This is a genomic window from Micromonospora arida, from assembly GCF_003857035.1.
Classification (GTDB): Bacteria; Actinomycetota; Actinomycetes; order Mycobacteriales; family Micromonosporaceae; genus Micromonospora; species Micromonospora arida.
The window spans coordinates 35,991-50,274 of sequence record NZ_QGSY01000077.1 but is presented as its reverse complement, the minus strand read 5'-3'; the positions used below and the strand labels follow the sequence as shown (position 1 = coordinate 50,274).

Genomic DNA, 14,284 nt, shown 5'->3' with positions numbered 1-14,284 from the left:
GTGGTGGGCGGCGGGGTCGTCGGTGGCGGCGTGGTGGGCGGCGGCGTGGTTCCCGAGCACGCGCCGAGGTCACGCCAGAGCGACGGGGTCGAGGCAGGGTTCCAGCCGGCGCCGGGGTGCGCGGTGTGGGTGACGAGTGCCTGGTAGAGCCGGCCGCTGTAGGTGACCTGGGCGCCCGCCTGGTAGGTGGGGCCCTCGGTCCAGGTGGGGGCGGCGCAGACGACCAACGGGACGGCGTTGGCCGAGGGCCCGGCCGCCATGCTGCTCGGGACGAAGGCGACGGCGGCCGTGACGGTCATCGCCGCCCCGGCCACCACTGCGAAAATCCGACGGCTTCTCATGGCCCACTCCCCAGGTTTCGGCGACCCGCGACCTCCACATATTGACGTTCGTGACGTTTAATATCAAGGGTTGTTTACAGATAGCGGGGCGTCGGGGAGCCTGGAGGATGTTGGCCGTAGACGTCGGGCACGGATCAGACGCCCTCTCAAGCACTACTGATCGGGACAGGGCGGTTCGTAGGGCGGCCCTGGGACGTAGGTCGCCCATTCGGCCGGGGTGATGTCGTCGCCGACCGCGGCACAGAGCTGTTCGGGGATCAGGTCCGGGTCGGTGTTCCAGAGCCAGACGGTATTGCCGGTGCCCCCGGCGCCGAGTGTGTGGCCGTTGCGGTGGAAAGCGACGGCGTAGGTGCCGCCGCCCGGGGCGGGCAGCACCGCGAACACCGAGGGCCGACTGCGGTCCCTGAGATCCCACAGCCAGGTTCCGGCACTGGTGCCAGCGGCTGCCAGCGCGGTCCCTTCGGGGTTGAACGCCAGCGCGTACACGTAGTTGGTAGGGCCGGTCAGTGGTGCCCCGACCGGAACGGGCCGATGGGGGCGGCTGACGTCGTAGAGGCTGATGGAGCTGTCGGCGCTGCCGATCGCAAGGATCCTGCGGTCGGGGCTGAAGGCGACGGCGTAGACGTAATGGCCGGCGGTCAGCGGCTCACCGAGTGGCACTGGCGCGTCCGGGCGGCTGGTGTCCCACAGGCGCACGGACCGATCGATGCTCCCGGCGGCGAGCAGGCTGGCATCGTGGTTGAAGGCGACGCTCGATACGTAGTTGCCGAAGCCGCGCAGCGTGGCCAAGGGTGTCGGCGCCGCCCGGCGGGTGATGTTCCAGAGGCGGACGGTGTGGTCCCGGCTGCCGGTCGCGAGGATCCGCCCGTCCGGGCTGATGGCGACGGTTTCCACGAGTTGGTCATGCGCTTGGAGGGTAGGGCCGTGAGGCACCGGACGGGTCGGTTCGGAGACGTCCCACAGCTGCACCCTGCCGGAGCGGGCAGAGACGGCCAGGGTGCGGTTGTCGGGAGTGAAGGCGAGCGCTCCAGAGAAACCGTCGGGGTTGGACAGGGCTGGGCCGATCGGTGTGGGCCGGTCGGGATACTCGACGTTCCACAGCTGAGTCGAGGTGCTGCCGACGGCCAGAGTCCGGCCGTCGGGGCTGAACAGAGTCGCGCTCACCACGCCGGGGGTGGCGAGCACCGGGCCGGGTAACGGCCAGAGTCGGGCCGTACCGTCGTTGGAGCTGGTGACCACCGCCCGGCCGTCCGGACTGAAGTCGACGGCGGTTACCGGAGCCGGATGAGGCAGTGTGGCGGTGATCCGACGGCTGGCCAGATCATAGATCTGGACACCGATGGCCGGATCCGAGCTGCCGACGCCGAGCAGGCTGCTGTCCGGGCTGAACGCGACGGCGTTGACGAAACTCTTCGGCCCGGTCAATGCCGGTCCGAGGCGAACCGGCCGAGCGGGGTGGCTGACGTCCCAGATGTGGGTTGAGAAGTCGGTGCTACCGGCGGCGAGGGTTCGCCCGTCCGGACTGAAGGCGACCTGGCCAACCTCCTTGGACGGCCCGGCCGGTTGGCTGAGCCGACCAGGCAGGTGTGGGCGGGCGACATCCCAGAGGCGGATGGTCCCGTCGACCCCGCCGACGGCGAGGATACGGCCGCCGGGGTGGAAGGTCAGCGACTTCGCACCAGATGGGGAGGCCAGACCGGCACCGATCAGGGTGGGACGGGCGCGGTTGGTGGTGTCGTACAGGCGGGCTGTTCCGTCGGCGCTGGCGGCGGCGAGCACACGTCCGTCCGGACGGTAGGCGACGGAGTACACGGTGTTTCCGGCATCGACCAGGGGCGGTAGCTGGACCGGGTTGGTCAAGTCGCTCAGATCCCACCGGTGCACCCGGTGATCGCCGCTGCCAACGGCAAGGGTGTGGCCGTCCGGACTGAAGGTGATGGAGTAGCCCGGCCCGGTCGGGCCGGTCAGTGGATCGCCCAGCGGCACGGGTCGTGGGCCGCTCACCACGTCCCAGAGCCGAATGGTGGTGTCGACGGCCGCGGCGAGCAGTCGCCCGTCCGGGCTGAGCGCGACGGTGTACATGGTCTGGTTCTTGCCCGTGAGCATTCTGATCGCGGGCAGGGTCGCCGACGAGCTGATCAGGCTCGACCGGGCCTCGGTGGTCGGGGCGATCCGGTGGGCGACCACCGCCAGTTGCCGGGAGAGCGAGACGTCCTTGTCGCGGAGTTGCTCGGCACGGCCTGCGATCAGCCGGGAGCGGGCCTCGTCACGCTGGTGGGCGACTTCGTGCTGCAGGGACACCGCCTCGCTGGTACGACGCACCGCGATCACCCCGGCGACCGTGCTGAGAAGGGTGAGGACCGTCAGGGCCGCGACGGTCTGGTAGAGCCGGCGGAGCCGACGGCGGGCATGCCGGGTGCTCGCCCGCAGGAATCGCGAGGGCAGAGCCGGTGGTGCCGGATGCCCGGCCAGCCACTGTTGGCCCGCGACCAGTCGACTGCCGCGCAGCAGCAGGGCCGGGTCTCGGCGCTCGGTGATCCAGACCTCGGCGGCGTCGGTGACCTGCTGCCCGATCAGCAGGCCGGCCCGGTCGGTGGTGAGCCAACCGCGCAGGTGTGGCCAGGCGATGAGCAACGCCTCGTGGCTGATCTCGACGGTGTCGTCGTCGACGGTGAGCAGCCGCCGGTCGACGAAGCGGTCGATCACCTCGTCGATGTCCTCGCTCGTGGTGCCGCTCGGGGTGCCCTGCAGGAGGTGGGCGCGGCGCACCCGCCGCCGGGTGTTGGCGGTGCCTTGACCGAGGTGCACGAGGCGAAGGAACAGACTCCGGATGAGCGCCTGGTGACGCGGGGAGAGACCGCTGTAGACGGTGTCGGCGGTCGCGGCGACCGCGCCGTCGATGCCGCCCGTGGCTCGGTACCGTTCGGCGGTAAGCCGGCCCCCGCCGGATTCCCAGGTGGCCAGCAGGGCGTGCGACAGCAGCGGCAGGGCGCCGGGATCGTGGGCCGCCGACTGGTCCCCAGAGCGGGGCGCGAGTTCCCTCAGCAGCAGGTCGACGAGGCCGTCCTCAATGTCGACACCGGCTCTGCGGGCCGGCTCGGTGATCGCCCGGCGCAGTTCGGCGGCGGTCATCGGTCCCACCGTGAGCTGGTGTTCCTGGGCGACCACTGCCAGGTTCGAAATGCGGAGCAGGTCGGCATAGAAGTCGGCTCGCAGCCCCAGGACGACGACGGCACCCAGCCGCTCGGCCCCGGTGGCCCGTGCCGTCGCGGCGGGCTCGCCCCGTTTCTCCGTCGCGGTGACCAGGGCTGCGACGAAGGCGTCCGACTCCGTGGCGTCGACTCCCGGTGCGAACACTTCCTCGAACTGGTCCACCACGATCACGGGCGCCCCCGCGAAGTCCAGGCCGGTGGCTCGTTCCTGCCACGCCCGCAGGGGCCGGGTCCCGGGAGTCAGGACGACGGTCTCGGGCGGTGCCGCGTCGCCGTCGGTGGTCGCCCTGATCGTGGAGATCAATCCGGCTCGGAGCAGGGACGACTTCCCGATCCCGGACGCTCCGGTAACCAGCAGGATGCCACCGCCGGCCTGTCGCAGGGAGTGAACCCGTTCGACGAGCTGGTCGGTCAGCCTCTCTCGGCCGAAGAACCAGCCGGCGTGGTCGGTGTCGAACCGGTTCAACCCGCGATACGGCTCCTCGCCGAGCCGGGATGTCCGGGTCCGGCGTACCCGGCGCAGTGCGGCCAGCCACCGCGAGACGTCGTCGTCGGTCACTCCGCACGCGCGGAGCACCTGTTCGAAGAGGGTGTGGGAGGACGGCTGGGGCAGGCCGCGTCCGGCGAACCAGTCGCCGATCGTCCCGTGCCGTCGCCCCTGGCGAGGAAGGGCGGCCACGACATCGCGGACCGACAGGCCCGCCCGTTGCCGGAGGTGCGTCAGCTCCCGGGCGAAGTCCTGCCGGGTACGGATCGAGTCGGGACCGGGCGGGGATTGTTCAGACACCGACGCCTCCCTGCTCAAGCACGGAATCGGCACGCCACGGATTCGGTGCGCCACCAATCGCGCACGGGACCAGGGCGTACGGCCTCGTACGGAGTCGCGCCCGAGGCTTCCCCGCCCTGGGGCGGCGGGCCAATTCTGGTGTCCGACCACCGGTTGTCCCAGGAATCAGACGGGAACCGGACACGCGATCTCCCGATCTGGAAGGAAGCCCGGTGATGAGAACCCGCACACTCCGAGGCGCCGTGGTGGCGGCCTTGAACACCGGCGCGGTGGCGAGCGCCCTCGTCCTGTCCGCCGCTCCCGCAGCCGCCTACCTGAGCAACTGCGGTGCCGTGCTCACCGACGGCGCCGCCGTGATCGGCTCCAACGGACAGGCGCTCGATCGGGTCTGCTGAGCGGCTTCCCCCGAAGACGGGACGTGGGGGCGGGACGGCAGCCGTCCCCACGTCCTCCCGGCCGTGTCGTCATCCTGACTATTTATGGCCCCGACGAACGCGCGTCTCCACCTGGTGCCGAGACCGGGTCTGCACGCAGTGAACGACCGCATGGCTGTCCCTCCACTGATCGCGAAAACCCACGTCATCCGGCATGTGGCCAAGGCCCAAATCCGTTTCCCACACTCCATTCGTGGTCCTCACCGACGAACCTGCCCTACACACGTCCGCCGCCGCTGGCGTCGCAGACCCATGGGTACGACGCTTGGTCAGTCGCCTCGACCGATCGGCGGTGGTCGAACCCGGGCGCGTCTGTCTTAAGGTGACAGTCCCGACGCGCTACGTAGACCCGACACGAATGCTCATCTTCTCCACCGTGCCCCCGACGATCGGAAGAGCGATGACCGGCCTCGCCGTCCTGTCCGACGCGCCCGTCCGCTGCGACGAGGACCAGCTGCGGTTCGACCGATACGTCGAGCCGATCCTCTCGTTGTTGACCAGCCCCACGAGCACGACACCCTTCACCGTTGGTGTGCTCGGCGAGTGGGGCAGCGGAAAGTCGAGTGTCCTCACGATGGTGGATCAGCGGCTGGGGGAGGAAAGCCCGGATGCCTTCGTCCGGGTGCATTTCAATCCCTGGGTGTACCGCAACGAGCCGAACCTGCTCGTGCCACTGTTGCACGCGTTTCAGGAGACACTGCTGGCGGATCGCAAGAAGCGATTCGCTCAGACCGTGACCCGGGTCGCCAGCGTCGCCGGAACCCTCACTGCGGATGCACTCCTGACCACCCTCACCGCCGGCTTTCTCACCATGGACAAGTACGACCAGGCTGTCGAACGTTATGTGGCGCAGCGGAGCCAGGTCGAGAGCCAGCTGCGGAACCTGCGAAACCTGCTCCGCGACGAGGTCGCGGGCATCCGCCGTCAGGGCGCGCAGGTCGTGTTCTTCATCGACGACATCGACCGCTGCGAACCGGATCAGATCGTGGATCTGCTCGAGTCGGTCAAGCTCTTCCTCGACGTGCCCGGGGTGTTTGTGTTGATGGCCATCTCGAAGGAACTGGTGGACCGCGGCGTGGCCATCAAGTATCAGGGCTTCGGCCTGGACCCTGACGGCATGATGGACATCGGAGACGAGTACCTCGAAAAGATGATCCAACTACCGCTGTACCTGCTGCCGCTGGACGCCCGCAGCGTCCGGCAACTGGTCGAGGCGCACGCTCACCCGGATCTGCTGGCTCGGCACGGCGACCTGTTGCAGGCGGTGCTGAGGCCGAATCCTCGCAAGATCAAGCGGGTGCTGAACTTCCTCACCGTCACGACCGCGATCGTCGCCGGGACTCCCGGCCTCGACGAGTTGCACGACGACCTGGTGGTTCGGTTGGCCGTACTGCGGGTGCAGGTGCCCAGGCTGTTCTCCGCCGTACTGACCGACCCGCGGGTGCTGCTGGTTCTTGAGTGTCTGTACCGGGATCGCCTCGAGTTCACCGAGGACGGCTTCCGCAGCCGATACGGGGACGACTCAGGCGCCCTCCTGTACCGTGCCGTCGCACCGCACTACCGACGACATCCCGAGCTGAAGGAGATATTCGACGCGTCCACCTTTGCGGAGGAGCACGACCGCATCCATGACTACCTCACCCTTTTCGGCGGGCGGGCGGCATGAGCGGTGGCGTCGGCTCTCGGGCCCGCAAGTCGCAGGGACAGGTGGACTTCAAACGGTACGGCCTCACCCAGGGCGACCCGTACCGTCATCGTGATCTTGATCCCCGGAACGAGCGGGATCGTGCCCTGCTGCTGGACTTCGTCGCGGCGCCGTTCGACGAAATCGAGCAGCAGCTCGGGCAGGCTGCGGCAAACGGCAGGGCCGCCGCCTTCCTGCTGTCCGGCCGCGAGGCCACCGGCCGAACCTCCTTGGCCAAGCTCATCGCGCATCAGTACAGAGAGCTCCATCAACTGGACGACACGTTCAAGCTGGTGGTGTACGACGAGAAGAATCACGACAGCCTCCAGCGTGCGCAGGAAGTGCTGAAGGCGATCCGGAACGAGCTGATGGAGCTGGGGGGCTGGGGCGAGCACCGCGACCGTCTGCTCGAGGTGGTCCCCAACGGCCCGACCCAGCCGGAGATTCTCGATCTGCAAGCCCAGGCCGGCTTCCTGGCGAACTACATGCGGAAGCGGATGAAGCCGGCCCACACGCTCGGCCTGTTGATCGAGGGCATGCAGGAAGACGACTTCCTCGACACGCTGGCCGTCGTGTTCGCACGGGTCGACCTTCTCATCGTCGTCACCCGGGACGACTACCACACGGCCGACACCGCCGACCTGGATCGAATGAACGAGCGTGAACGCTGGCGGCGGTGGGCACTGCCGGTGCAGGTGCCGCTGCTGAGCGGAGAGGACGTCGACCTGCTGGCCCGCAATCGGTGGCAGCACGAGGCGGCCGACCTGGAGTGTCCCTTCGAGTTGAAGGGTATCCGGGACACCTTCGACGCGCGCCGCCCGCCTGTCGGGCGGGCGCTGCACTGGCTCAGTTGGTTGCTGCAGTGGAGGCTGCGCAAGTATGACGGGGACGAGTGCTGGCCCGCCGCGCGGAACCTGCGCATCCCGGCGCAGTGGATCGAAGAATCCGTGCAACAGGCCGAGAGTGCTCCGCCCCACGCAGGAGGCTTGCGTCGTGTCCGCTGAGCTGCCCCGGCTGAATCCGTTTCCCGCGCAGGCCACCACCGCCATCGAGGAGGGGCCCTTCGCGGAGTCGTACCAGAGGTGGGCCGGCACCACGCCCACGCTGGACCTGCAACAGGTCCGCCGGCTGAGCCTGCTGGCGAGCAGGTTCCGCCGGTCCCACGAGCTGGGCGGCGTCTCCAGCGGCCAGGTCGCCTACGTCTACGGTGCCCACGGTGCCGGCAAGACCCACGCCATCCGGGTGGCCGTCGGCCAGATCGCCACCCACCCCGGCGACGCGAAGGTGCTGCCGCTGTACGTCAAGCTCGACGGCCCGAACTTCGTGCAGGCGTACCGACGGCTGATGGCGCAGCTCTCCCTCTCCGACCTCACGCAGCTGGCACTGCGGTTCCTCGGGTCCCTGTCGGCCGTGGCCGACCCGTCGCCGGGGACCTCCGACATCCAGGACGACCTCCGCGGGGATCCCGCCGTTTTGCTGCAGATGTTCGACAACCACCTGTTGGAGCGCGGTCTGCTGCTGGAGGCGCAAGCAGAGCGGATGCGGGACGCCGTACGCGACGAGAAGAACTTTCAGCGTGCCCTGACCTACCTGCTCGAACCGGACCTGAAGGATGCTGCGTACGACTGGTTGCTCGGGCGGCAGGTCAGTGAACCCGAGCTGCGGCGCGTTGGCATCTCGCGGCAGCTCGACACGCCGGACCAGTGCCGCTACGGCCTTCAGTTGCTGACGCTGGTCTGCGAGCAGGCGGGTCGGCCGCTCGTGCTCATCCTCGACCAGGCCGAGAAGCTGCTCCTGGATGCCCAGGAGCATGTGGTACCGGAGGGGGCTGGGCTGCTGCACTCCCTGGTCGAGGCGATTCCCGACCTCAGGGGCATGCTCATCGTCGCCAGCAACGACCGCGCGTGGGAGATGCTCCCGCAGGACCTGCGGCAACGCTTTGGCGCGAACGAGATCGCCTGCTCGACGTTGCAGCCCGACGAGGCGCGGGATCTGATCGGCCGGTACGTTGTCGCGTCCCTCGGCACGCAGATGTCGCCGAGCTACCGGGCCCCCTGGCCGTTCAGCGACGACGCCATGCGCAAGCTCCTCCGCAACAGCGGTGGCATTCCGCGGTCCCTTCTGCAGCTGGCATTTCAGTCCTTCGACGCGCTGGACGCGGACGCAAAGGAAATCGAAGCGGGCGACGTACCGGACGATCTCACGGTTCTCGACCGCGAAGGCGTCGACCGGGCCATCCGCCGCGTCCTGCGGCACATCGGGCCGGTCACCCGCGATCCGGAGTTGGGGTTCCACTACACGGTGGACACCCGGCACGGCGAACGCCTCCTGATCAGGCTCAGCGAGGCGATGTTCTACACCGACGAGACCGAGCGGGCCGAAGAGGACGTGGCGGTTCGGCTCACCATGCCCCCGATCAGGACTGACCGCACGGGCGGCCCCGCCGTGCCGGCCGGCATCCAGCCGAGACACGTCCTGATCGTGATCGGCTACGCAAGCACCGAGGTGCTGCGCCTGCTGCGGGATGTCTACGACGAGGTGCTCGTCTACCGTGATGGCGAATCCCTGGCAAGGGCCCTGGCGGCTCTGATCGGGGGAGTTCAGCAGCATGGCACGAGGCGAGACGAGCCGGTCGACTTCCCCAGGCTCTACGGCGAACTCGCCGACCTCGGGCTGGACCGGTCCCGTGACGCCGATGCGCTGCGGCGTTCGATCCACGGGGCGAACAGGCGACAGGTCGACAGCCAGATCGAACGGCGCTTCGATGAGTTGGCCCTCCGCTGGCCGGACGAGCGGCGGCGGTTGGTGGACAGGATCGAGGCGGTTCGGGCTCGGCGAGAGCGGGAGGAACTTGCCGAGATCCACGAGGTCTACCTGAGGCATCGGCGGCGCGACTGGTTCGTTGGTTCGCTGACGCTGCTGTCAACGACGGCTGCGGTGATCCTCTCGTTGGCGGTCGGTGAAGCCCTGCCGGACAACCTGCTGTATCTGGTGGCGGCATTCGCTTTCGCGTTCGCCTTCCTCGTGCTGGTCCAGGGCAACCGAAGCAGTACGGCTCGGGCCAGTGCCCCAGCGTCGAGGGCGGAACTCGACCGCATCGGTGCGGACCGGGTCCGAAATCGAGGACCTGCCCTGATACGGGCTCCACTGCAACTGCTCCGGTGGCTGCTGCAAGACCCGTTCTGGTCCGATCTCGAATCCGCTGATCCCTACCGCCGCTACGGCTTCGTGCTGACGAGTGCCCACCGCCGGTACGGCTTCGTGCTGACGAGGCCCCGTAAGGTCAATCGGAGGATGCTCAGGTCCGCGTTGGCCGTCGAGCGAGTGGCGGTGGTCCGCCGTGCCGTCATGAACGTCCTCGGTGAGTTGACCGAACAGGGTCAGCCCTCGTCGGAGGGCGCCGAGGCGGAATCCTCAAGCCCGTCTGGTGGCTCCCACGGCGTTACCGCGGCCGAAGCCGCCGATGTCGAGCTTCCGTATCAGATCCAGCATCAGCGGATCGACGGCTGGGCGAATATCGCCCGGCGGCCTCCGGCGCAACGGCTGCTCATCGCCTTGGCGAATCTCGATCGCCCGTGGGTGGGACGGCCAGAGCAGAGGGCGGACGAGAACGAGGCAACGCCCTCAGTCGGTGGGCCGGGTCAGCCGGCGTACCCGGGCGTCGTCGGCCAGGTCGACCGAAACGTACCGGGTGAGACCGACCCGGCAATCCTCTTCGTGCTGGATGTTGCGAGGGGCCGAGGTGCGGCCGGCGAGTTGTACGAAACGGGTCCTACCCGACACCCGGACCTGCTGTTGGACGCGCTGGCCGAGGTGTCCGAGGGCAGTATTCGGCAAGCCTCGCATCTGTTGTCCCCCTTCAGGCCATCGGGCCTGGGTTGGCACGACCAGCTACTTCTCACCACGGAGATCGAGCGGCTGTACCTCTTCGTCGAGCAACTGCTCTTCTTCCGAGACGGGGGAGTCGACCGCGGCACGGCCTGACCCCGACCGCTTACCGCGAGGGAATCGGGAGTTCCGGCGGAACCACGGCCGTTGTCGTCCATCCTCAGCAAGGCGCCCCGCCAGGTCTTTGGGGGTAGTCAGCGGTCAACCAGTGACGTACGCAACCTGCTCCACCAGCGCCTTCGCCGGCGCCCAACAGCAACGGTCACTTGATGATGAGCCGGCCCTGGACAGCCGTGGTCACGGTCCCTGTCCCGGCGCCTCGGCGATTCAGCCTGGGCGGCTGACGATGGTCAGCGTCTTACGGACGAACTCCAGTGCTTCGTCGCGGAGCGCCGGGGTTTCGGCCGACACGATGAGGTACCCAGCGCGTTCGGCGCTCCAGGTGGCCGCCGGCACGGCGTCGCCGGGGTTCTTCCACCAGCCGCACCTGACGAAGGCCGGGTGTGCTTCGATCTCGGCCATGCCCCGCATCTCGACCAGGATGCCGGGCGGCGCGACGGGGAGGTAGCTCGCCGCGTACGCGACGGGGCGTGGCGGTGGTTCGGGCAGGGGCATCGCCATGGCGAGCCGGACGACCATCTCGAACCAGTCCAGCCCGTAGGTGAGGCTGAGCAGATCCATCAGGTAGTCGCCGGGGGTCCGGACGGCGATCTCCATCAGGGTCGGCCCGTCGGCGGCGAGCCGGAACTCGAGGTGCACGATGCCGGTGCGCATGCCGACGGCGGCGACCACCGCGGTGCAGAATTCCGTCACCTCGGCCGCGGCCTCTTCGTCGAGCTGGATGCCGGTGCGATGCGCGATCTCGACGAAGTGGGGCGGCTCGGCGGTCTCCTTGGCGGTGAGGTTGGCCAGCCACACCTTCCCGTCGCTGAGCAGGGCCTCCCAGCTGTATTCCGGGCCGTCCACAGCCGTCTCCACCAGGAGCGGGCCCTCGTCGTTTCGGCGTGCTACCGCGTCCTGGAAGGCGTCCAGGTCTTTTACCAGCTCCACCCCCTCGCTTCCCGCGGAGGACAGTGGCTTCACGACAACCGGCAGGCGGGCGGCGGCCCAGTCGCGCGCCGATTCCAGATCGTCGGTCATCAGGTACTCGGGTTGGCGGATGCCCGCCGCCGCGAACAGGCCCCTCTGCAGGGCCTTGTTGCGCGAGAGGGTCGCGGCGTGCAGGGACGGGCCGGGAAGGCCGAGCCGATCCTGGAGCAGTGCCGCGCCGAGGACGTTGTTCTCGGTGAACGCCACCACTCCCGCCGGCTTGCGGTCAGCCGCGGCGGCCCAGGCTCCTTGGGCCCACTGCTCGTCATGATTGCCGGGGGCCACCCGGATGTGGTCGACGAGCCCGGCCGTGTCGGCGGCTCGGGACGCGCCCTCCACGGCTGCCACCTGCAGACCCAGCCGTCGCGCGGCAGTGAGGTAGGGCCTGCCCATGAAGCCGACCCCGACCAGCAGCAGCTCAGACATGGTTGTCCGCCTTGTCGGCAGCGGTGACCTTGATGGAGGCGAACATGTCCCGCAGGAATTGTTCGAGCACGGCCGTGGATGCCGGGCCGACGATACCGGCGATGGGTACGTCGTACTCGGCGTAGCTGAGGGCCTGACTGACCGGCTCGTCCTCGGTGCGTTGCACCCAGCGCCAGGTCAGCGGGCTGCGCCGGAACTCGTCCGCACCCTTGATCGTGCAGAACCTCCCGCCCACCGTGTGACCGGGGAAGATGAACCAGCCGTACCGGGCGTCCGGGCCGGCGTCGCGAGCCTCGGGGGCGGACGCACCGGGCGTCGAGAGGGCCCGCAGTTGCACCGACGGCATGTGCACGCCAGTCGCCAGTTCGAAGGTGTCGGCCACGCCGGCCCCGCCAAACCGGCTGGCGACCTCGAGGAAGACCAGGCCGTCAGGCGTCTCGATGCCTTCGAGGTGGAACAGGCTCGTGGTGATGCCGACGGCCTGTAGGCAGGCGGTGGTCCACTCCACGACGGCAGGCGGGGTGTCCGTCTGCACCGAGCCGAGCGGACTGCCCTCGGCGTACCCGAGGCAGGTGCCGACGTAGCGGCTGGCCTGGAGAGTGACCGGTATGCCGTCGACGGCCAGCCCGTCGACGTGGATGATCGGGCCGCCGACGAACTCCTCGATCTCGAAGCCGCTCGGGTCCGCGTCGGAGGGCAGGCCGCTCCGGCGTACCGCCTCGAGGGCTGCTTCGGCGGTGTCGAATACGCGTACGCCCTGGCTGGATGCGCCGTCGAGCGGCTTGAGAACCGTCCTGCCCGACCACGGGATGGCGGCTCCGGCGAGGGCCGAGGCCAGCGGGAGGTAGCGCGGCACACGCAGACCCGCCCGGGAAGCGGCGGCCTTCATCATGACCTTGTCCCGTACGGGAAGCACGTCGGCCTCGCGTGGGCCGGGCACGCCCAGCGCCTCCCGGATGCGGGCCGCGGCGATCAGGTCGAACTCGGACTGGGCGATGACCAGGTCTGGTCGTGGCTGGCCGGCGAGCGCTGTCACCACCTCGGTCTCCGTGGCGCCGGTCCCGGGCCGTTCGATCCGTGTGCCGGGCAGCCGTGCGGGCAGTGTCGCCATGCGCTCGGCCGTACCGATGAACGTCACCTCGTGGGCGTCGAAGTCGAGGCCATCCGCGTAGCGGATGATGTCATCGGTGATTCGGTGCAGGATCAGGATGCGCATGGGGATACCTCAGTTGAAGGACCAGTGGGAGCAACAGAACGGCGATGAGAACGGATCCGAGCACCGCGCCGAGTAGTACGGCCTGTGGGCCGTGCGCGGTGGCGAAGACGGCGACGACGAAACCCGAGATCGGCAGGGAGACCTGGTTCAGCAGGACGATGAGGCCGATCGTCTTGCCGAGGTGTTCGCGGGGAATGCGGCGGACTCGTTCGGCGCGGATGAAGACGTTCAGGATGCCGACCGTGCCGATCAGCATCGTGTAACCGATGGCGAACTGGGTGAACGTGGTCGCTTGGCTGATCGCGAGCCCGCCCAGGCAGATGATCACGAACGTGCCCAGGATGGCGACCAGCGGACTGATGCGCCGGGACAGTCGCGGGATGATGAAGAAGATCAACAGGGAGAGCACGCCTTCGGCGAAGGACAGAACCCCGAAGTAGCGGTCGGGCTTGCCGAAGGTGCCGGTGGTGATGGCGGCGCTGGTCGCCATGCCGACACCGACCATGAGGTTCACCATCATCGTCAGCCCGACCAGGCCCACCATCGGGGGGAGCTTGAACAGCGTCCGCCCGCCCTCGGCCACCGAGGCCAGCACGCCGCGTACCGTCGTGGGCTCTGCATTGGTGACCGCACTGCTCAGGCTGCCGCGCAGCGTCAGGACGTTGAGCGCGGTGAGCGCGAACAGCGCCCCGGTCACCAGCAGGAGATCGGTCGTCCCCAACAGTGTGGCCAGCAGGACCGCGAGGGCCGGTCCGAGCACCGTGCTCGCCTGCTCGGTGCCCTGGATGACGGACTGGGCCCGCACCATGTGCTCGGCGGGCACGAAACGGGGGAGGGTGGTCTCCATCGCGATGTACGCCTGAGCACTGGCCAGGGACATGGATGCGGCAAGAACGCTCAGCGTCACCACCGTCGCGTCCGGCCAGGCCAGCACGGCGGCGAAGGCGGCCGCGGCGAGGAGCGCCCGGACGCTGTCGGCGATCAGATAGAGCCGGTAGCCGTCGACCCGGTCGGCGAGCACCCCGGCGACGGGGACGAAGATGACCCGCGGAAGCCACTCGACCAGGAAGACGAGCCCGCTCGCGGCGACACTGCCGGTGGTCTTGAAGACCAGCAGCGGGATGGCGAACAACAGGAACTGGTCGGCCAGCGCCGCGACCCCGCGGCCTCCGACGAAGCGCACGATCTGATGCGGCCGGATGTCTGC

At 68.9% G+C, this 14,284-nt stretch carries 9 protein-coding genes; 4 read left to right on the top strand and 5 right to left on the bottom strand.

Annotated features, from left to right (window positions below; all coding sequences use genetic code 11):
- Nucleotides 1-341: carbohydrate-binding protein (locus DLJ58_RS02340; RefSeq protein ID WP_341869891.1), on the bottom strand; the 341-nt coding region annotated here is incomplete at its 3' end.
- Nucleotides 342-494: 153 nt separating this feature from the next.
- A complete protein-coding gene (locus DLJ58_RS02335) occupies nucleotides 495-4,340 on the bottom strand; it encodes an nSTAND1 domain-containing NTPase (protein ID WP_124853636.1) in 3,846 nt (1,281 codons plus the stop codon).
- A gap of 215 nt (nucleotides 4,341-4,555) precedes the next feature.
- On the opposite strand from DLJ58_RS02335, the gene DLJ58_RS02330 reads away from it, so the two are divergent.
- The 4 genes from DLJ58_RS02330 to DLJ58_RS02315 all read left to right on the top strand — a co-directional run bounded on the left by DLJ58_RS02330 (nucleotide 4,556) and on the right by DLJ58_RS02315 (nucleotide 10,442).
- The gene (locus tag DLJ58_RS02330) at nucleotides 4,556-4,735 is read left to right on the top strand and encodes a hypothetical protein (protein ID WP_124853635.1); all 180 of its coding nucleotides are present in this window, start codon (nucleotides 4,556-4,558) and stop codon (nucleotides 4,733-4,735) included.
- A 232-nt stretch (nucleotides 4,736-4,967) separates the two neighbouring features.
- Nucleotides 4,968-6,440 (top strand): KAP family P-loop NTPase fold protein, encoded by a 1,473-nt coding sequence (locus tag DLJ58_RS02325; protein WP_158629536.1) that lies wholly within the window; start codon nucleotides 4,968-4,970, stop codon nucleotides 6,438-6,440.
- Entirely contained in the window at nucleotides 6,437-7,462 is a 1,026-nt protein-coding gene (locus tag DLJ58_RS02320) for a hypothetical protein (RefSeq protein ID WP_124853633.1), read from the top strand. The genes DLJ58_RS02325 and DLJ58_RS02320 overlap by 4 nt, the downstream gene beginning before the upstream one ends.
- A gap of 340 nt (nucleotides 7,463-7,802) precedes the next feature.
- Nucleotides 7,803-10,442 (top strand): hypothetical protein, encoded by a 2,640-nt coding sequence (locus DLJ58_RS02315; RefSeq protein ID WP_148097968.1) that lies wholly within the window; start codon nucleotides 7,803-7,805, stop codon nucleotides 10,440-10,442.
- A 231-nt stretch (nucleotides 10,443-10,673) separates the two neighbouring features.
- On the opposite strand, the gene DLJ58_RS02310 is transcribed toward DLJ58_RS02315, so the two are convergent.
- The 3 genes from DLJ58_RS02310 to DLJ58_RS02300 are packed head-to-tail and all read right to left on the bottom strand — an operon-like array spanning nucleotide 10,674 to nucleotide 14,260.
- A complete protein-coding gene (locus DLJ58_RS02310) occupies nucleotides 10,674-11,861 on the bottom strand; it encodes an ATP-grasp domain-containing protein (RefSeq protein WP_124853631.1) in 1,188 nt (395 codons plus the stop codon).
- Nucleotides 11,854-13,077, bottom strand: a complete 1,224-nt coding sequence (locus DLJ58_RS02305) for an ATP-grasp domain-containing protein (protein ID WP_208740799.1) — start codon at nucleotides 13,075-13,077, stop codon at nucleotides 11,854-11,856. Before DLJ58_RS02305 ends, DLJ58_RS02310 begins: the two co-directional genes overlap by 8 nt.
- A complete protein-coding gene (locus tag DLJ58_RS02300) occupies nucleotides 13,043-14,260 on the bottom strand; it encodes an MFS transporter (RefSeq protein ID WP_208740797.1) in 1,218 nt (405 codons plus the stop codon). The genes DLJ58_RS02305 and DLJ58_RS02300 overlap by 35 nt, the downstream gene beginning before the upstream one ends.
- Nucleotides 14,261-14,284 lie beyond the last annotated feature (24 nt).